General features: G+C 35.4%; 20 protein-coding genes. 9 read left to right on the top strand and 11 right to left on the bottom strand.

What is annotated here, in order from left to right; genetic code table 11:
• Nucleotides 1–7 precede the first annotated feature (7 nt).
• On the top strand, nucleotides 8–691 hold the full coding sequence (locus ACO052_RS01480; RefSeq protein ID WP_422106243.1) for a hypothetical protein: 684 nt from the start codon (nucleotides 8–10) through the stop codon (nucleotides 689–691).
• 563 nt (nucleotides 692–1,254) lie between these two features.
• Here ACO052_RS01480 and ACO052_RS01475 read toward each other — a convergent pair.
• On the bottom strand, nucleotides 1,255–2,301 hold the full coding sequence (locus ACO052_RS01475; protein ID WP_422106242.1) for a T9SS type A sorting domain-containing protein: 1,047 nt from the start codon (nucleotides 2,299–2,301) through the stop codon (nucleotides 1,255–1,257).
• Between the two features lie 460 nt (nucleotides 2,302–2,761).
• On the opposite strand from ACO052_RS01475, the gene ACO052_RS01470 reads away from it, so the two are divergent.
• The gene (locus ACO052_RS01470) at nucleotides 2,762–3,784 is read left to right on the top strand and encodes an RHS repeat-associated core domain-containing protein (protein ID WP_422106241.1); all 1,023 of its coding nucleotides are present in this window, start codon (nucleotides 2,762–2,764) and stop codon (nucleotides 3,782–3,784) included.
• A 9-nt stretch (nucleotides 3,785–3,793) separates the two neighbouring features.
• Nucleotides 3,794–4,123: a hypothetical protein gene (locus ACO052_RS01465; protein ID WP_422106240.1), complete on the top strand. Its 330-nt coding sequence runs from the start codon at nucleotides 3,794–3,796 to the stop codon at nucleotides 4,121–4,123.
• 118 nt (nucleotides 4,124–4,241) lie between these two features.
• Here ACO052_RS01465 and ACO052_RS01460 read toward each other — a convergent pair whose 3' ends face one another.
• Together ACO052_RS01460 and ACO052_RS01455 are read right to left on the bottom strand one after the other, a co-directional pair.
• Nucleotides 4,242–4,412: a hypothetical protein gene (locus tag ACO052_RS01460; RefSeq protein WP_422106239.1), complete on the bottom strand. Its 171-nt coding sequence runs from the start codon at nucleotides 4,410–4,412 to the stop codon at nucleotides 4,242–4,244.
• A gap of 10 nt (nucleotides 4,413–4,422) precedes the next feature.
• The gene (locus tag ACO052_RS01455) at nucleotides 4,423–4,917 is read right to left on the bottom strand and encodes an OmpH family outer membrane protein (protein ID WP_422106238.1); all 495 of its coding nucleotides are present in this window, start codon (nucleotides 4,915–4,917) and stop codon (nucleotides 4,423–4,425) included.
• A 363-nt stretch (nucleotides 4,918–5,280) separates the two neighbouring features.
• Between ACO052_RS01455 and ACO052_RS01450 the strand changes: the two genes are divergently transcribed.
• The 3 genes from ACO052_RS01450 to ACO052_RS01440 all read left to right on the top strand — a co-directional run bounded on the left by ACO052_RS01450 (nucleotide 5,281) and on the right by ACO052_RS01440 (nucleotide 8,007).
• Nucleotides 5,281–5,874 carry a HupE/UreJ family protein gene (locus tag ACO052_RS01450; protein WP_422106237.1) on the top strand — a complete coding sequence of 198 codons (594 nt, stop codon included), beginning with the start codon at nucleotides 5,281–5,283 and terminating at the stop codon, nucleotides 5,872–5,874.
• 94 nt (nucleotides 5,875–5,968) lie between these two features.
• On the top strand, nucleotides 5,969–6,400 hold the full coding sequence (locus ACO052_RS01445; protein WP_422106236.1) for a deoxycytidylate deaminase: 432 nt from the start codon (nucleotides 5,969–5,971) through the stop codon (nucleotides 6,398–6,400).
• Nucleotides 6,400–8,007 (top strand): S41 family peptidase, encoded by a 1,608-nt coding sequence (locus ACO052_RS01440; RefSeq protein WP_422106234.1) that lies wholly within the window; start codon nucleotides 6,400–6,402, stop codon nucleotides 8,005–8,007. Before ACO052_RS01445 ends, ACO052_RS01440 begins: the two co-directional genes overlap by 1 nt.
• Here the strand turns inward: ACO052_RS01440 and ACO052_RS01435 are convergent.
• The 3 genes from ACO052_RS01435 to ACO052_RS01425 are packed head-to-tail and all read right to left on the bottom strand — an operon-like array spanning nucleotide 7,997 to nucleotide 9,401.
• A complete protein-coding gene (locus tag ACO052_RS01435; RefSeq protein WP_422106233.1) occupies nucleotides 7,997–8,608 on the bottom strand; it encodes an NAD(P)-binding domain-containing protein in 612 nt (203 codons plus the stop codon). The two genes, ACO052_RS01440 and ACO052_RS01435, sit on opposite strands and share 11 nt — an antisense overlap.
• On the bottom strand, nucleotides 8,605–8,808 hold the full coding sequence (locus ACO052_RS01430) for a hypothetical protein (RefSeq protein ID WP_422106232.1): 204 nt from the start codon (nucleotides 8,806–8,808) through the stop codon (nucleotides 8,605–8,607). The genes ACO052_RS01435 and ACO052_RS01430 overlap by 4 nt, the downstream gene beginning before the upstream one ends.
• An 11-nt stretch (nucleotides 8,809–8,819) precedes the next feature.
• Nucleotides 8,820–9,401, bottom strand: a complete 582-nt coding sequence (locus ACO052_RS01425) for a MarC family protein (RefSeq protein WP_422106231.1) — start codon at nucleotides 9,399–9,401, stop codon at nucleotides 8,820–8,822.
• 166 nt (nucleotides 9,402–9,567) lie between these two features.
• Here ACO052_RS01425 and ACO052_RS01420 point away from each other — a divergent pair, with 166 nt between their 5' ends.
• Complete coding sequence (locus ACO052_RS01420) at nucleotides 9,568–10,140, top strand: DUF3109 family protein (protein ID WP_422106230.1); 573 nt, start codon at nucleotides 9,568–9,570, stop codon at nucleotides 10,138–10,140.
• A gap of 3 nt (nucleotides 10,141–10,143) precedes the next feature.
• Here the strand turns inward: ACO052_RS01420 and ACO052_RS01415 are convergent, their stop codons facing one another.
• On the bottom strand, nucleotides 10,144–12,072 hold the full coding sequence (locus tag ACO052_RS01415; protein ID WP_422106229.1) for a tetratricopeptide repeat-containing sensor histidine kinase: 1,929 nt from the start codon (nucleotides 12,070–12,072) through the stop codon (nucleotides 10,144–10,146).
• An 8-nt stretch (nucleotides 12,073–12,080) separates the two neighbouring features.
• The gene (locus tag ACO052_RS01410; RefSeq protein ID WP_422108027.1) at nucleotides 12,081–12,815 is read right to left on the bottom strand and encodes a LytR/AlgR family response regulator transcription factor; all 735 of its coding nucleotides are present in this window, start codon (nucleotides 12,813–12,815) and stop codon (nucleotides 12,081–12,083) included.
• A gap of 687 nt (nucleotides 12,816–13,502) precedes the next feature.
• On the opposite strand from ACO052_RS01410, the gene ACO052_RS01405 reads away from it, so the two are divergent.
• Nucleotides 13,503–14,483, top strand: a complete 981-nt coding sequence (locus tag ACO052_RS01405; RefSeq protein ID WP_422106228.1) for a ribonucleotide-diphosphate reductase subunit beta — start codon at nucleotides 13,503–13,505, stop codon at nucleotides 14,481–14,483.
• 190 nt (nucleotides 14,484–14,673) lie between these two features.
• Nucleotides 14,674–17,145, top strand: a complete 2,472-nt coding sequence (locus ACO052_RS01400; RefSeq protein ID WP_422106227.1) for a ribonucleoside-diphosphate reductase subunit alpha — start codon at nucleotides 14,674–14,676, stop codon at nucleotides 17,143–17,145.
• A gap of 46 nt (nucleotides 17,146–17,191) precedes the next feature.
• Here the strand turns inward: ACO052_RS01400 and ACO052_RS01395 are convergent, their stop codons facing one another.
• The 3 genes from ACO052_RS01395 to ACO052_RS01385 all read right to left on the bottom strand — a co-directional run bounded on the left by ACO052_RS01395 (nucleotide 17,192) and on the right by ACO052_RS01385 (nucleotide 19,290).
• Nucleotides 17,192–17,614 (bottom strand): hypothetical protein, encoded by a 423-nt coding sequence (locus ACO052_RS01395; protein WP_422106226.1) that lies wholly within the window; start codon nucleotides 17,612–17,614, stop codon nucleotides 17,192–17,194.
• Between the two features lie 6 nt (nucleotides 17,615–17,620).
• A complete protein-coding gene (locus ACO052_RS01390; RefSeq protein ID WP_422106225.1) occupies nucleotides 17,621–18,340 on the bottom strand; it encodes a DUF6503 family protein in 720 nt (239 codons plus the stop codon).
• Nucleotides 18,341–18,438: 98 nt separating this feature from the next.
• The gene (locus tag ACO052_RS01385) at nucleotides 18,439–19,290 is read right to left on the bottom strand and encodes an OmpA/MotB family protein (RefSeq protein ID WP_422106224.1); all 852 of its coding nucleotides are present in this window, start codon (nucleotides 19,288–19,290) and stop codon (nucleotides 18,439–18,441) included.
• Between the last annotated feature and the right edge of the window lie 23 nt (nucleotides 19,291–19,313).

Genomic DNA, 19,313 nt, shown 5'->3' with positions numbered 1-19,313 from the left:
AGAAATTATGGACAAATTATCCGTTGTATTAGGAATTTTTATATTGATTTTCTCTTGTGATGCTCAAGAGAAAATCAACACAAAAAACAGTGAACAAATTCAACTTAAGTTTCAAAAATCACTTAATGAATTTGGGTTAAAAGTAAGGGATACATCTTTTATAAAGGGTAATACACTTTATTACAATGTTGTTAAAGATTCAGGCTATTATATTGATGAAACAACAGGACATTTAATCCGATCTTATCTCTTAGTTAAAAATTACGAAGATTTAAAAAAGTTAGATTCCGTAAATTTTTACGAGGAGTTTAATGGATTAAGAGATAAAACAACACACCACTATCCTAAACATGGCATTGATAAGATCCGCAAGAAACTGTCTGCTAATTCCTTATTTATGGATCTAATTCCTTATTTATTGAAAAACACAGATGCAAATGACATCGTGAATATGGATAGTAGAATAAATGAAATTCCAGATTTTATATCTGAAAAAGAGTTTACCTTTAAAGGAAATGGTTTCTGGGAATTTATTTATGATTATACTTTAAATTCTTGCGACCCAAAATCAGAGGTACATATGAATATGAATGAAATTTTACATGCTTCAAAATATCCAGATTTTCCAACTCGACCCGATATATTTGAGTATATAATTATGGAAAGCGAACATTTTTGTAAGGAAAAATAGAGTTTTAGGTTATAACAATTTTGAGAATAAAAGGATTACGTCTTTTTTAAATGCTTGTAAATTTTATTGCATATTATCACCCCAAAGATAAAAAATGTAAAAATTACGATATTGATGAGAATAATACCTGAAGTATTATTTGGATTTACAATAATAAACTCAATAAAAATATAGATAGGTATTATGGTGATAACCCAAAACGAAAGCAACCCAATAAAACCCCATTTAATGGGATTTTTATTATTCTTTTTTGCTTGACTAGCAAAAGCTATAACTATTGCAATCGAAATGAATAAGGGTATCATTAAATAATGAGTTGATTTAAATATTAATAAGTTACCTGTTAGGCAGTGCAAGCTTCCCCCTAAGTTAGAACTGCTTAAATTTCCAAAACTGTATGATCATCTTCGAAATTCCTAGTACTTGAATATTTCCAAGTACTGTAAAATTATTAATAAATACTAAAACCATCTTTCCCTAGCTGCCGCACGATTCTATCGCGTGGCAAAAGGAAACAAAAAAGAACTTTTGTAAGGGCGTAAAGGTTTCTTTTTGTTTATTGACTACTGCTTAAAAAATTTCCTAGTTTCAATGGTTTCACCAAAAAAGGAAATGAAATAAGTGCCCGATGCAAGGGCCGTTGTATCTATTTGTCCATTACGGGTAAGCTCTCCTTCTTGTAAATGTCTGCCATTGATATCGCTTATATTATACTCGAGATCGCGGGACATATTAGCCACTTTGAGATAGTTGTTTACTGGATTGGGATAAAGCTTAAGATTATTGAGTCTTTGCTCATCTATACTAAGTGATAAATCAATCTTGGAGATTTCATCAGTATTTATCATATATAAAACCTCACCAGCAAAAGCAATGTCCAAGGGCAGACTTATATTAGAAACAACTGACTCAACGATGGGTATATTGTCCGTAATATTGTGTTTTACAACGCTGTTATCGTCTCTATTGGCAACATACAAATCGTTCCCTTTAAATACCATACCCAAGGGGTGATTTAGTCCTGAAACCACTTCAATAGGAGTGCCCTGTGGATCATCTAATCCTAATTTAAAGACGGTGTCCTGAAGTGGAAGATTAAAGTAGATAAAATCATCCTTTATAGCCAAACCAATCGGTCCTGTAGGAGTGGTATTCAAAAAGTTTTCTGCTGAAGAAGAGCCACTAGTAGTATCGTATCTATATATCCTATCGCCGTTATTGTCGGAATAATAGAGGTCATCCCCCTCAAACTCTAATATATTTGGGGTTTGGCCAAAAAAGGTAAGCTCAATTGGGCTGGGATTGGGAAGGCTCAAATCTAATTTAATAATATCCCCGGTTCCAAAACGCGCTACATACAGAAATCCGTCTTTAATCGCCATACCGGCTGGATTGTTAAGGTTATCGATTAGGAGTACTGGGTTGGGATCGGCCTCGTTAATATTGAAATATAAGATTTCGGTATCCAGACTGTAATATAAAATGTCATTGTGGATTAATATTCGGGGACCTTCTGAAGCGTTGAGATTATCAACTATTGTAGTGACTTGGGCATAAGTAAATTGGGCACAAAAGACGAATACTAGAAGATATAAGTAGTTTTTGGTCATAGTTTGGGTTATTATTTTGGATTATCCGTTAACACATTTGTTTCAAACCATTCTCTGTAAACTTAATAAAAAAGTATAAGGACTAGTCTCTTTTTCTTACAATTATTCAAAATAAAAGTAATGTAATCAAGAGATTAGGTCATATTGCCGTGGTATTTCTTATTAAGCAAGCAACCTATAATATCGCTATTTGGTTTAGTATTAAACTTTAAATTATGCATATGCAACAATAAAAAGCGAAAACCACTTAAACGGGCGGCTTTTCTTTTTAGAAAAGCGCATAAAAAAGGTTGAAATTATTTATCAAATAAAGTGTATTTTTAAGGGTGAAAATAGTCTGTTTTTGGCATTGAAAAATCATGTAAAAATGTAAAAAGTGGTTGTTTTTTGAGTATTTTTAAATGCTTATGTTCTTTTAAATAAAATGCCTTGAGCAAGATTTGATTAGGCTTCCTTTGGAATGCTCCTGCCAAAACGCCACAGCGCCGTGGATGGCTACCGTTACGGCTTCCAGGGCCAGGAGAAAGATGATGAGGTTAAGGGGGAAGGGAATTCTATAAATTATAAGTATAGGATGCATGATCCTAGAGTGGGTAGGTTTTTTGCTACTGATCCGTTAGAGAAATCATATCCATGGAACTCACCTTATGCCTTTAGTGAAAATAGAGTTGTTGACGGTGTTGAATTAGAAGGTTTGGAAGTAGATTTAGAAAATGGGCCAACTGCTGAAGATATGGCTGTTGCAACTGTAGCCACTTTTCAGGAAATAGGATTTTCCATTAAAAACTTAATGACTTTAGGTCTTATGCACATGAGTGCACCTGGTACACCCAATACCATGGGAGCAGAAATCTATGCTAGAATTGCCGCGAAACAGATAAAAGATTTTGGTTTTTTACCTGACAATCCATCAATGGTTATAAAGTGGGGTTATGCAATTGATCCTGCAACTGGAGAATCTATTCTTACAGAATCAAGACCATATATTGTTCCTAAAGACAGTGATTTCAAAGAATTTTTAGGGATTGTTGGAGATATAGTAGTGGTCGCTGCTATGTTTACGCCAGCTAAAGTAGGTGGATTAAACGCTCCTGTTTTTCTAATGAGAAATCCTGCTATACTTGCAGCATTAAAAACACCTGCAAAGGACTTGAAAATAGTGCAATATTTAAAACACACAGCTGCAAAAAACAAAGCTTGGAATGACATAGTTAAGGGGACTAAAAGTGGACCTTCGAAATTTAGAAGGGATATTAGTCAGGATGATCTAATCAAGGAAGCATGGGATAACGGCACTGCTGTAAATAATGGGAAACCATGGAAAGTTTATGAGTCTAGTGACGTTGTTGGAGCTGCGGCTGGTAAGGAAACCAAATATATGAGAGTCGAGATGACACCAAGTACTAAAGAAGTTCATGCATCACCGATTACAAAAAGAGATTATGAAAAATATACTAAAGCAGTAGATGATACTGACGGTTAATTTACACTTATGTTAAGCAATTATTTTAATTTTGATAAAGCTTCACGAATAAAAGATAATTTTATTTCTTTTGATAAACCCTTGAAGGATCAATTGGATGATTTATATGAAGATATGTTCTATTCTATATACGAAGATATTTCTATCACCCTTGACATAGGATGGTATGGTAGTACGAAAAACCTCAAGGGAGTTTTTATTTTATACCTTATAAAAGAAGATGATTGGGATAATCCAATACTTAAGTTATCAACTAAAGATTTAAGCATTTTGAGACACTATATAAAGTCATCTGTTGAATTTATTGACAATCAATTAATAAATAGTGGGTCAGATTAGTTGTGATAAAAAGTAGAAAATATAGCTATCGGCAACGGTAGCTTTTTTGATATTTTAGAGCGAAGCTACATTTTATCAAAGAACTCTTTGAATGTTTTAGTAGTAAGTATTTTATCAATCATTCTAAAGACCATATTTTTATCTTCTTCATCCAGATAATAATATCATCATGAATGTGTGTTCGAGTACTTTCAATAGCATTGAGATTATCAACTATTGTGGTGACTTGAGCAAAATTGAGTTGGGTGCAAAAGACGAATACTAGAAGATATAAGTAGTTGTTGTTCATGGGTCTTGTTTTAAGGATTTAATCCATGGTATTTCTGATTGATAAAAAGCAAAGCCTCATCAGTTTTGTCCATTAGCCTATCGCTATATAAGACATTAGAGCCAATGACCATACGATAGTTCTTTTTAATGGCATAGGCCTTTAAGTAATCTTGTAAACGTTGTGTGATTTGCGCGTTCGAGGACTGAAAATAGCTATCCTGACGCTCTTGTAAGGCTCTGTTTTTTATCATAATTTGATTCTGCATTAGCTTTGCCTCTTCAGAGGTCTTATCCTTTAAGCCTTGATAAGTCGAGACCAGACTATCAATTTCAAAGGATGCTGATTTTAAGGTATTGTTGATCTGTGCCTTAGCTTCTTTTGTCATATCAAACGCATTATATAACTTGGCATCATTAACATAGACAATGGCGCTTTGCTGGTCATTAGTCGTATAAACATAAAACACCAAGCCGCTTAAAATACAAATACTGTTTAAGAGGGTAAGGACTTTATAAATTTTCATGGCTTTATTCAATTATTTTAGGGTGCTATCCATTACAGACCTTGTGGACTTTTATAGTTTTTATGTGTTCTAAGGTATTCTTTTCCCGTTTTTTAAACAATTTATGATAGCTTTTTTAGGATGAATATTGTGCTATTTTGACCGAATCCTAAACTTGCTCATCTTAGTCTGTTAACTTTAGTTCAATACGATAAACGTAGTAATTTTCTGAAATAAAAAAAAGTTTTATTTGGCATTTGAGCTTATGAAATCAGCTTGAGTATATTCCCTGCTTGTTCCACCAGAAACCAAGGCCATCTTTAACTTATTATTAGCAATTTAAATCGTAACTTTGGTCATCCCAACATCCCAAACAAATTAATTATGTTAGAAAATTTTTGGTTTAATGTTAAATACGGCATTAATCATGTACTTGACCCTAATGGCTACGACCATGTTCTGTTCTTAATGGTTTTAGCCGTACCCTATGTATTTAAAGATTGGAAGCGTGTACTTCTATTGGTGTCCATGTTTACCTTGGGGCATACGCTATCTTTGGTTTTAGCGGCTTATGATATTGTTTCGGTTAATGGTAAATTGGTAGAATTTTTAATTCCGGTTACTATTTTGATAGCAGCCATATATAATGTCTTTACGGCGGGGAAAAAAGAGACCAACAAAATTGGATTACTCTTTTTTACAACCTTAGCTTTTGGACTTATTCACGGTCTCGGATTTGCTAGGGAATTTAAAATGTTTGCCGGTACGTCTGAAAACAAGATAGAACTTCTTATAGAATTTGCCTTAGGAATTGAGATTGCACAGGTTATTATCGTTTTTGTTGTTCTGTTTTTAGGCTTTTTATTTCAGACCATTTTTAGATTTTCACGTCGCGATTGGGTAATGGTACTTTCGGCCATTGTTATTGGTTTAGTGATACCAATGATTACGGGTAGCGATTTGTTAAACGCTTCCTAATTGGTAAAACTTTAACGACTAGTAAATTGCTATTACAATTCTATCCTTTTATATTCGTTAATAACATCGTACGTTTGTGCCATAAATAAGATAAATGTCAGAGACTAAACAGTTACGATACGATAAAGCTTATCTTCGTATGGCGCACGAATGGGCAAAACTGTCGCATTGCAAGCGTAAACAGGTGGGCGCCATTATAGTGAAAGATCGTATGATTATTTCAGATGGTTACAATGGTACACCAACAGGTTTTGAAAACTGTTGTGAGGATGAAGAAGGCTATACCAAATGGTATGTGCTGCATGCCGAAGCTAATGCTATTTCAAAAGTGGCAGCCTCAACACAATCTTGTGAAGGTGCCACTTTGTATGTTACCTTGTCGCCTTGTACGGATTGCAGTAAACTAATTCATCAGGCAGGTATCGTTAGAGTAGTGTATTCTCAGGCCTACAAAGACTGTTCAGGTCTTGAATTTTTAGAAAAGGCCGGAGTAGAATTAAAACATATTGAAGATTTAGAAGCCTAATGGCTACAAAAAATAAATACATACCCCTAATTATCGGTGTTGCCATAGCAGCAGGAGTTGTTATTGGTGGAAAACTCAATTTTACGGATACATCAGACCGTTTATTTACAACGAACAGTAAAAAGGACAAGCTTAACCGCTTAATCGATTATATTGATTATGAATATGTCGATGAAGTCAATACCGATAGTATCGTCGATGTTACGGTCAATGGTATTTTGGATAATCTCGATCCCCATTCCACATATATCCCTAAGGAAGATTTGGAACGTATTACGGAAAACATGAAAGGCGATTTTGTGGGTATTGGGATTAATTATTACCCCTATAAAGATACCATAGCTGTAATAAAGCCTACGGAAGGTGGACCAAGTGAACGTGCGGGGATTCTAGGCGGAGATCGTATCCTAAAGGCCGATGGTGCTGTTATTCATGGCCCCCAGATAACGAGCGACTACATTTCAAAAAGACTAAAGGGTGATAAAAACACAAGGGTTAAGCTTACGGTGTATAGAAAAAGTGAAGATAAAATTCTAGAGTTCGATATAAAGCGAAAAGATATTCCCATTAAAAGTGTTGATGCGGCCTACATGTTGACTGATGAATTAGGTTATATTAAAATGAATCGCTTTGCCGAGTCCAGTTTTAAAGAGTTTAAATCGGCCTTAGACGAACTGCAAGATCAGGGCGCGACGAAGTTAGCGCTGGATTTGCGGGATAATCCTGGCGGATTCTTGGGCATCGCAGAGCAGATTGCCGATGAATTTTTAGAAGACGATAAGCTCATTTTATTCACTAGAGATAAAAAAGGAAGAGAAGAACGCACCTATGCCACAAAGCGTGGGGATTTTGAAAATGGAGAACTCTATATTTTAATTAACGAAAATTCTGCGTCTGCGAGTGAGGTTATTGCAGGGGCCCTTCAGGATAATGACAAAGGTATTATTGTTGGGAGACGATCTTATGGTAAGGGTCTGGTGCAGCGCGAAATGGCTTTAGGTGACGGTAGTGCCGTTAGGCTAACCGTATCTAGATATTATACACCAACTGGAAGATCCATTCAAAGGCCTTATACCAATGGGGATAATCGGTCGTATTATAATGATTATTTTAAACGTTTAAGAACTGGTGAACTGGCTGATGAAGATAATATTAAAGTCGATGACTCTCTAAAATTTGTTACACCTAAAGGGAAGGTGGTTTATGGCGGTGGTGGTATCATTCCAGATATTTTTGTACCCGTTGATCAATCCTTTGATAATGAAACCATCAATTATTTGAGACGAAGAGGGCACTTTGGCTATTTTGTTTTTGAAGAGCTAGACAAAGACAGAAAAGCCTATGAACATGTCACCAAATATGACTTTATCAACAACTTTGAAGTCAGCGATGATATTGTGGTGCGCTTTCAAGATTATGTGAATCGGCGCGAAGGCACTAACATTACCTTTGTGGCCTATAATGATGAAATTAGACGCTTGATAAAGGCCACTTTAGCCAGACAGTTATTCGACGATAACGCTTTTGAGGAGATTCTCAATAAAGAAGATGTCATGGTGCAAGAAGTAATATTGCTCAGTACAGAATACCCTAATTTTAAACAGTAATCTTATCGTGCACTTTGGTGTGTTTACCGCCATTCCAAAGGGTAAGGATGTCGGTAGCCACATGCGATCCGCTACCACTGGCCATAGAGAACTGACTTCTCCAGCCCGCCAGAGTACCTGCCACATAGAGATCCTCTTCTATTAAGTGCCCCGTGTTTTTTAGCCAGATTCTGTCTTTTTCAATGACGGCTCTAGGATGAGCTTCTATATAAGGTTCTAATCCTTTAATGGTCATAAGACTGGTATAGCCCACAGCGATTACAACAATCTTAGAATGATAGTCGTTTTTATTGGTAATAACCTTGAAGCCTTCAGCTTGCTTTTCTATGGATTTGACTTTTTCTTTTTCAACTTGAACCACATGAGGATATAAATCGCTCAACTGTTGCTTTCCGCTTTCCAAAATGTCTTTCCCCAAAGTTCCTGGTTGTAAGCCAAGGACATTATTAAATAAGGCGTTCTGCAAGTGTGATGTCTTTTGGTGTGCTATAATCCCTATTCGCTTATCTTTTGCAAAAGCTTTGTCCTTTGCAGAACCCAAGACCAAGGCACAAGATAATCCAGCAGCTCCACCACCAATAATGAGAGCGTCGAATGTCATTTCCGTTTTTTGCTAAGGGTTTCTATTTTTTTAGAAATTCTAAGAATCTGCAGTAAAATAATAGCGCATAAAGCTGCTATAATCGTGAGAATAGCTGTGTAGCTTTCACCTTCAAATAAAGCTTCAAAATTCAATTTTGTGGCGTTAAAAATGATAAGGCCGATAGCGATTATCGTTAGAATTAAAGTAAATATTTTCATAAGAACAGGTGTTAAACGAATAAAGCCTTGATATTATGAGCAAATAATTTTACGGCTATGGCTAACAAAATTACACCAAAAACTTTTCTTATAATATTAATTCCGTTTTTTCCTATGGCACGTTCAATTCTTGCTGAGGTTTTGAGTACGAGATAAATAAAAATCACATTACAAATCACAGCTACAATAATGTTCTCTATTCTAAACTCGGCACGTAAGGATAATAGCGTTGTTAAACTACCGGGGCCGGCAATAAGTGGAAATGCCAAGGGGAATACTGAAGCTGTAATGGCATCGTCACCATTGTCTTTGTATAAGGTGATGCCAAGAATCATTTCCAATGCGATAAAAAATAATACAAATGCACCAGCAACCGCAAACGAGTTGACATCGATACCGATTAATGAGAGCATGCTCTTTCCGAGGAATAAAAATGCAATCATAATAATACCCGCAATTAAGGAGGCTTTTTCACTTTGAATATGCCCAACTTTTTTACGCAAATCGATTATGATAGGTATATTGCCAATAATGTCTATGACGGCAAATAACACCATAAATGCTGTAAATATTTCTTTAAAATTAAGTTGCATGGTCTTATGCTTTAAGTCATTACACTTTAAAATTAGGGTATTTAACTAAGGTTTTTAAGTTAAATTTGCCAAATGCCCATTATGGGCTTAAAATTCGCCGCAAAGGTGCAATTTAATTACCGATTTACAATATTAAATTACAGTAAAGTTTAACTATTTTTGCGGTATGTTTCAACTGGGAAAAACCATAGTTTCAGAAGATATTATAGAGAAGGATTTTGTCTGTAATTTATCCGCTTGCAAAGGGGCATGTTGTGTCGATGGTGATGCGGGTGCACCTTTAGATGACGATGAAGTAAAAATTCTCGATGAGATCTATCCCAAAGTAAAACCTTTCCTAAGAAAAGAAGGGATTGAGGTTATTGAGGCCCAAGGGACGTCGGTAAAAACGGTATTTGGAGATCTAGAGACGCCATTGGTCAATGGAGCCGAATGTGCCTATGTTATTTTTGATAAGAACAATACGGCACTTTGTGGCATTGAAGAGGCCTATAATCAAGGGGAAATCGATTGGAAAAAGCCTTTATCCTGCCACTTATATCCTATACGTGTTAAGGACTATTCAGAATTTTCGGGTGTCAACTATGAGAAATGGGACATCTGTGATCCTGCTTGCTCATTAGGAAAAGAGTTGCAAGTACCTGTTTACAAGTTTGTCAAGGAGGCACTCATAAGAAAGTTTGGAGAAGATTGGTATGCGGAATTAGAAAAGGTAGCAGAACATAAACTCGGAAACTAAATACTAAACAGGAATATTAAGCGTAACGCGTGTTCCGCTAGGGGTGTTCTTCTCGTATAGATCGTCAATATTAAGGGTGTAAGAGTTGTCAAAAGCCTTAGAGAAGTTGGCCAAACGTGCTTTTGTAATATCAATACCGACAGATTTACGTTTCAGCTTTTTATTGTCTCTAATTTTCTTTGATGCAATTCTGCCTATGCCATTATCAATGATCTCTACAGTGATATAATCGGATGTATTTTTAAAAACATTAAGGTCAATTCTTTTGTCGTCCGTTTTAGAAGATAAGCCATGCCAAAGCGCATTTTCTAAAAAAGGCTGGAGTATTAAGGAAGGTACTTTAGTCACTTCTGTATTTATGGAATCGTCAACATTGATTTTAAAATCTATTTCGTTATCAAACCTTATATTTTCTATGTTCATATAGAGCCGCATGGTCTCTAATTCATCCTGGAGTGACGTCTCCTTCTCTTTAGAGGCAATGAGAATCTTACGAATGAGTTTTGAAAACTTATTGAGATAATACACAGCGTTTTCCTTTTCATTATTTATGATATAAAGCTTAATAGAATTCAATGAATTGAAGATAAAGTGCGGATTCATCTGACTGCGCAGCATATCTTGTTCTAAGGTTAGAATTTGTTTGTCTTGTTTTAGGGTTCGGGTTCTACTAATAATAAACATCACCGTTACGATTAAAACTAACACGAGCATAGAATACCAAAAAACGTTTTTGTTACGTTCTAAGCGTTGTCTCACTTTTTCATTTTCTGAAGCTAAGGCCTTAATCTGGTTGTTTTTGTTTTCGTTTTCATACTGAATAACAATATCATTAACATATTGTAGATTTTGTTCGGTTAATATGGTGTTTTCAATATCAACAGCGTTTTGATAGTAATCTAAAGCGGCCTTATAATTCCCTTTCTTCTGAAAGATTTCGGAAAGTAATCTACTGGAGGAAGCTTCTGCGGATTTAAGGTTATACGTTTGCGATACTTCCAACCCTTTCCTAAGCTTCGTTTCAGCTTCGGGGATTTGATTTAATTCAATTTCTAGCTGCCCAAGGCTAATGTATGATGATGCAATGTAAAACTGATCTTTTAGGGCTAATGCCTTTTTAAGAGCGTCTCTAATGATAGGTTCGGCCTTATCGTAATCTTCTTTTTTTAAATAAATACCCCCGATACTATTAAAACAAATCATGCGTCCGATATCAGAATTAATAGCTTCATTGTAAAACAAGGACTTTTCATAATTGGCCAAGGCCACATCCAAATTACCCTTTCCCTCTTCGGCATAACCGATGTTATGGTAGTTAATGGCCAAGCCTAGCTTATTGTCCGCTTTTTCTTCAATCTTTAATGATTTTTGAAATTGAATTATAGCAATGTCATATTGTTTAAGCGCCAAATAAATATTTCCAATACTGTTTTGAGAAACAGCAATATTATAACTCACTGTTGGTGAGGGATTATTAACTTCATAGGCTATTTTTAAAGCTTGGGTGTGGTAATCCAAAGCAGATTTAATAACATCCATTCTTCGATAAGCGACACCTATCATATTTAAACTAACAATTCTCAGTTCGTTACTGTTAGCTTTATCGGCATAAGAATTTGCGTCTTTATGAAGCGCTATGGATTTATTGTAGTTAGAAATATTCCTATTAATGACACCAAGGGCATTTAAGGCATAGCTAGCCCCTTCGTTATAGGAATTTAACTTTGAAGCTTCTAAAAACAGCTTCATTTTTAAGCTATCCCTTTCAAAAGGTTTTAGTAAAGAGTCAATACTAGAGTAAGCAGTGGGCTTGCTTTTACTTAAATAATCTATGGCACTGTTAAACGCCTCTAAATTCTGGGCATTGCTAATTTGGATTACTAGTAAGGATAGTAGAAGAACAAAAAAGTGATATGGTAATTTAAGGCTCAATTTTAAGATTATAGCTTTTCGAGAAAATCGGATTTACGTTGTCTTGCCACAGGAATTTTATGATTACTGTCCATAACGACATAACCTTCATTTTTTATAAAAGCCTTTATTTTACCAAGGTTAATAATATAAGAGTTGTGTATTCTAAAAAAATAGTGCTCAGGTAAAATGGCATCGACCTCTTTTAACTTTTTGGTCACCACTATTTTCTTTTCGTCTTTAAGGAATAGGGTGCTGTAGTTACCATCTGAGGCCACATAGATAATATCATCCACATCTAAAAACAGAAGTTTCCCATCCGTATTAATGGTGATACGTTTTTTATCGAATTTCGAATTAAAATTCAATAACATGTTTTCCAGTTTAGAAATGCTGAACTGCCGATTACTATGCTTTTTTACTTTACTAAGGGTGTCTCTTAAATCATCAGAGTCTATAGGCTTTAATAGATAATCTATAGCGTCGTGTTTCAATGCTTTTATAGCATACTCATCGTATGCTGTTGTAATTACTACTGCAAAATTGATATCGTCTAATTGTTCTAAAAACTGAAACCCACCTATGGTAGGCATCTGTATATCTAAGAACAGACAATCAGGTGTGTTTAAGGCCAAGTACTTCAAAGCGTCTTCAGGGCTTGTAAAGGATTGCATAATTTCGATTTCATCCTTGAAGTTCCCCAGTTCCCAAATTAAGCTTTGAATAGCTTTTGGCTCATCATCAACAATTACGGCTTTTAACATCATTATAATTTCTACCCTATAAAGATATACATATAAAGGGTTTCCTTAATATGTTTATGTATATCGTGTCGCATTTTATGTATAATGTGTTAAAATTTAATCCTTTAGATTTATGCCACCCATCCATACACTTTTTTTTACCAATTATACAATAGTCTAAGGCTCCAAGTATATTTATTTTGATATTTGAATAAATAAAACTGACCAATATTAAGAGTAAATGAGGGTTTGTTCTTAAGACAGTTAAATGCTATTAATCAACAAAAGTCAGGATTGCCAAATCTTGACTTTTATTTTCAGTTTTAATTTTGTTATAAGCAATTTTAAGTGTTGCTTTTTCATTACTTAGTTAGTTATTATGAAAAAAAGAGTGCTGTATAAGCATTCTTTTTTTTGCTTAAAACGAAAATGAAAACCTTCAATAAATACGCCTACTAGCCTCTGATTTAATACGATAAAACCTACAAAAAAATCATGAATTTATTATTTATTAAATAACTGATTATCAGTTATTTAAATTGATAATTTGTCTTTTCTAGACTTTGTAGGCCGTGCCGAAGTTTGTTAAAAACTTGTTGACAATGTTTATAAGATTGTCTTTCATTTTCTTATACATTTTTAAATCTTTGTCAGTCCCAAACCAGAACAAAAAATTTCAAAATTAATCCTCAAAAAAAGTAGTCAACCATGTCGCAAGCAGTAGAGCCAATTTTAGCTGAAAATAAAGATAGATTTGTAATATTTCCTATTCAACATCATGATATTTGGGAATGGTATAAAAAATCTGAAGCTAGTTTTTGGACCGCTGAAGAAATTGATCTGCATCAAGACTTAACCGATTGGACGACAAAATTAAATGACGATGAACGTTATTTTATAAAACATATATTAGCCTTTTTTGCCGCAAGTGATGGAATTGTAAATGAAAATTTAGCAGAAAACTTCGTTAACGAGGTACAGTATAGCGAAGCTAAATTTTTCTACGGATTCCAAATTATGATGGAGAATATCCATAGTGAAACCTACTCGTTGTTAATCGATACTTATGTTAAGGATGAAGCCGAAAAAGATACACTTTTTAAGGCTATTGAAAACTTTCCTGCCATCAAGAAGAAAGCCGATTGGGCTTTAAAGTGGATTGAATCGCCAAGCTTTGCAGAGCGTTTAATCGCTTTTGCCGCTGTTGAGGGAATTTTCTTTTCTGGGGCATTTTGTTCAATATTTTGGTTAAAGAAAAGAGGATTAATGCCAGGATTGACCTTCTCTAACGAATTAATCTCTAGAGATGAAGGTGTACACTGTGATTTTGCGGTACACTTACACAACAAGCACTTGATTAATAAGGTGCCAAAAGAGCGCATCAGAGAAATTATTGTTGATGCGCTAACTATCGAAAGAGAATTCATTACAGAGTCATTGCCAGTGAGCCTTATCGGTATGAATGCTAAACTCATGACGCAATATTTAGAGTTTGTAACGGATAGATTGTTGGTCGAGTTGGGTTGCGAAAAAGAATACAATGCATCAAATCCATTTGATTTTATGGATATGATTTCGCTTCAAGGAAAAACCAATTTCTTTGAGAAGCGTGTATCGGAATATCAAAAAGCAGGAGTGCTTAATAAAGAAGAGGAGAAGGATAAGTTTTCTTTCGACGCTGACTTTTAATTAATTGAATGGGGTCTTCCTAAAAGACTAAAGATTCAATGCCAATTCTGTTTCTGTTTTTAACGGAAATAGTCCAAAAGAATAAATTAATTAATCTAACTAAGTGGGTTGCATGTTTAATGGGGCTCACCATAACTAACTATCATTTTTCTGAATGGCTGTGTTCAGGGAAATCTAAAAACTATTGTATATGTATGTTGTAAAAAGAGACGGTCGGAAAGAACCAATGATGTTCGACAAAATCACTGCCAGAGTGAGAAAACTGTGTTATGGGTTAAACGAATTAGTCGATCCTGTAAAGGTAGCCATGCGCGTTATTGAAGGCTTGTATGATGGCGTAACGACTAGCGAATTGGATAATCTAGCAGCCGAAATTGCGGCAACTATGACGACCAGTCACCCAGATTATGCGAAACTGGCTGCACGTATTTCGGTCTCTAACTTACACAAGAATACCAAGAAATCTTTCAGTGAGGTGATGGAAGATTTATACACCTATATCAATCCTCGTACCGGTAAAAAAGCACCGCTCTTATCGGATGATGTTTACAACGTCATCAAGGAACATAAAGACAAGTTAGATTCTGCCATCATCTATAATCGCGATTTTGGCTATGATTATTTTGGGTTTAAAACCTTAGAGCGTTCTTACCTGCTAAAATTAAATGGTAAGATTGCCGAACGTCCACAACATATGTTAATGCGTGTTTCCGTAGGTATTCATTTAAATGATTTGGATGCTGCTCTGGAGACCTATGAGTTGATGTCTAAAAAATACTTTACACACGCTACACCTACATTGTTTAATTCTGGGACTCCAAAACCTCAGATGTCGTCTTGTTTCTTATTAACGATGAAAGAAGATAGTATCGATGGTATTTACGATACCTTAAAGCAAACCGCAAAAATTTCGCAATCTGCTGGAGGTATAGGTCTATCGATCCATAACATTAGAGCAACAGGAAGTTACATCGCTGGGACCAATGGAACTTCGAATGGTATTGTACCAATGCTTCGTGTGTATAATGATACAGCGCGTTATGTAGATCAAGGAGGAGGAAAGCGTAAAGGTAGTTTTGCCATCTATTTAGAAACGTGGCATGCTGATATTTTTGATTTCTTAGATCTCAAAAAGAATCATGGTAAAGAAGAGATGCGAGCAAGAGACTTATTCTATGCGATGTGGATTTCAGATTTATTCATGAAGCGCGTACAGGAAGATGGGGATTGGACCTTAATGTGTCCTAACGAGTGTCCGGGATTAGCAGATACACATAGTGAAGAATTTGAAGCTTTATATACTAAGTACGAAGCAGAAGGAAAAGGCCGCAAGACGATTAAGGCTAGAGAACTTTGGGAGAAAATATTAGAATCTCAAATAGAAACGGGAACACCTTACATGTTGTATAAAGATGCAGCTAACCGTAAATCTAATCAGAAGAACCTAGGGACGATTAAGTCGTCTAACTTATGTACTGAGATTTTAGAATACACATCGCCAGATGAGGTAGCTGTTTGTAATTTGGCGTCTATCGCTTTACCAATGTTCGTAAAGAATGGCGAGTTTGACCATAAAGAATTATTTAGAATTACAAAACGCGTTACCAAAAACCTAAACCGTGTCATTGATAGAAACTACTATCCGGTTCCAGAGGCTAGAAATTCTAATATGCGCCATCGTCCTATTGGTTTAGGAGTGCAAGGTTTGGCAGATACGTTCATTAAATTGCGTATGCCGTTTACAAGTGATGAGGCCAAAGCGCTCAACCAAGATATTTTCGAAACGCTGTATTACGCTGCGGTAACCGCATCTATGGAAGAAGCCAAAATCGATGGGGCATATGAGACTTATGAAGGCTCACCAATGAGTAAAGGAGAATTCCAGCACAACCTTTGGAATATCAAGGACGAAGAATTAAGTGGTCGTTGGGATTGGGATAAATTGCGTAAGCAAGTTGCTAAGAACGGCGTGCGTAACTCATTATTGGTAGCACCAATGCCTACAGCATCGACTTCTCAAATCTTAGGAAACAATGAATGTTTTGAGCCGTATACGTCTAACATTTATACAAGACGTGTATTGTCTGGGGAATTCATTGTCGTAAACAAGCACTTACTCGAGGACTTGGTAGAATTAGGACTTTGGAACGAAGCCGTAAAGCAAGATATTATGAGAGCCAATGGTTCGGTACAGCATATTGATGTTATTCCAGATGATATCAAAGAACTTTATAAAACGGTTTGGGAACTAAGTATGAAGGATATTATAGATATGTCTCGTCAAAGAGGCTACTTTATAGATCAATCCCAGTCGCTTAACTTGTTTATGGAAGGAGCGACTATGGCCAAATTAACCTCCATGCACTTCTATGCATGGAAGAGTGGCCTAAAAACGGGAATGTACTACTTGCGAACCAAGAGTGCGGTTGATGCCATTAAGTTTACATTAACCAACAAAAAGAAAGAAGAACCAGTAGCAGAAGCTGTACAGGTAACTGAAGAAACAGTAGTAGCTAAACAAAAGGCAAAAGCGGCAAAAACAGCAGCGAAGTTTGCCCAAGAAACTACTGAGGTAGAACCGATGACAGCCGAGGAGATGAAAGCATTAATTGCACAAGCTAAAGAAAGCGAAGGCGATGATTGCTTAATGTGCGGTTCTTAGATTAAATTAAGTGTTATTAAAAGCCAACTCAAAAGAGTTGGCTTTTTTATTTTATATAACCTAGGTAATTTTTAGCATCGCGCATATTTAGCTCCATGTCATCGTAATATCTACTACTGCGATCTTGACCAAAAGCAGGTTCTTCTAATTTGTCCAAAGCTACTAGAATTTGAAAAACAGGGATATAATTACTACTTTTTAGTTCATTTTTGAGCCACTTTCTCAATACTGGGATAAGTGCTTTATCATTTAGCTTTGATAGAGCCCAATACGCATTTACCCTTTCGGAATCTTCTAAATAGAGATTTGAATTTAAACCTTTAATGATGTCAGACTTTAACTCCTCAATAGAATATTTTGTTAGCTTAGACTCTTTGACAATGCGTTTTTCAAAATCACCATGCGATGCACCATTATAGTCTTCAAAAATGAAGGCTATCTCAGTAAATTCATCGTTGGTAAATTTCATAACTGTTTATTCTTTAATCAAAGTATCCGTTCCTAAATACTTATCATCCTTATTATAATACCAAGCGCGTACTTTTGGCATTTTAATCCCCTGAACGATGGCCTCTTCTGTAAGTAAAATGTATTCGCCCGAATCTAATTTTTCATTACCGTTTTCATCCGTTTTAAAAAACTGATAGACTTCCATAGCATAAGTATTTGGATTAAAGTAAAAATACCACACATCACTACCTACAGCTTTGTCATAGGTGACTTTTAAAACCAAATAATCTTTGCCTTTAAAGGATTTCTTTTCAACGGTTTCACTAAGATTGGCACCAGGATCCTTCAACTTCATAGGTAAACCATATAGGTAAGTGTAATAATTTTTATAAAGTGTGGCTCTATCACAAGACATGTTTTTTGTCTTGGCCTGTAAACTATCTAATAGCTTACCATTATGGGCCATTTTGCATGTCCCTTTGTCCACCGTATAAGTTGTAATAACAGTGTCCCTTTTGGCATCTACATTGAAATATTCGCTTTTTAAGTCTATGGTAATGTTACTTCGTCGCAGAGCGGCACTGGGCGTGGTCATTTCTACAGTGAATGAACCATTAAAATACTCCCATTTACCGGCAGGATCGTGGTAAGTAATAGAATTGTTCAATAGTTGTTTGGCCGAGATGTTTTGAGCCGTGCATAAAAAAGAGAAGCACCATAAGGTAAGGACGAAGAAGGATCTCATAGTTTTAGATTTTACACAAATCTAAAAAACAAAAAGCACTCAATGCCCAATTATACGGGAGAGTGCTTTTTTTCACCTCTATAAAAATAATGGATCAATTAGTTTGCCTCCATTAGGGCAAAAAACTTATCTATGTTGGGCATTAAAATAATGCGTGTTCTTCTGTTTTTAGAACGATTTTCTCTAGTGTTGTTTTCTACTAAAGGTTGATAGCTGCTACGGCCAGAAGCAATTAATTTTGCCGGATCTACATTGTATTTGTTCTGTAATTTTCTGACCACAGAGGTCGCTCTTAATACACTTAAGTCCCAGTTATCTTTAATCTTTTCGGTATTGATACTTCTAGAATCGGTGTGGCCTTCGACCATGACATCTATACTTTCTTCAGAATTGATGACATCTGCCAACTTTTGTAAGATCGTATTAGCTTTACTACTAATTCTATAACTTCCAGTGTTAAATAACATCTTATCTGAAATCGAAATCATAACAACCGTTTCGTTAATATTTACAGCGATATCTTCGTCCTCATTAAGATCTGTAGTTTCCAAACTTTTTTCAAGATTGTACTGAACGGCTAAATTCATAGAATCTTTTAAAGTCTTGGCTTCAGCTAACTTTGTAGCATCGACCTTTTCTAAGGTTGCTAACATCCTGCGTTTACTTTCATTAGACATTAGGGTGCCGTCTGCATTAACATCTAATTTAATGTCGTTTTCTATTTTAAGACCTTCAACATCCTCATTTAGGGAGTTGATTTTTTGATTGTAGCGATCAACGCGTTCTTGAATTTTTGCGAATTTGTTTTCTAGGTCTTCCTTTTCTACCTGAGTTTTGGTCAGTTGGCTTTTAATCTCACCATTTTCTTGTTCTAAGGCCATATATTTCTTTTTCGAAACACATGAACTCAATACGATGGTCATTGCTAGTAGGATTGAAATTTTTTTCATGTTTACGTTTTAGGTTAGTTTAT

The organism is Winogradskyella sp. (assembly GCF_965228925.1).
GTDB lineage: Bacteria > Bacteroidota > Bacteroidia > Flavobacteriales > Flavobacteriaceae > Winogradskyella.
Note: the sequence above shows the minus strand (reverse complement) of the source record. Positions and strands in the feature narration are given on the sequence as shown.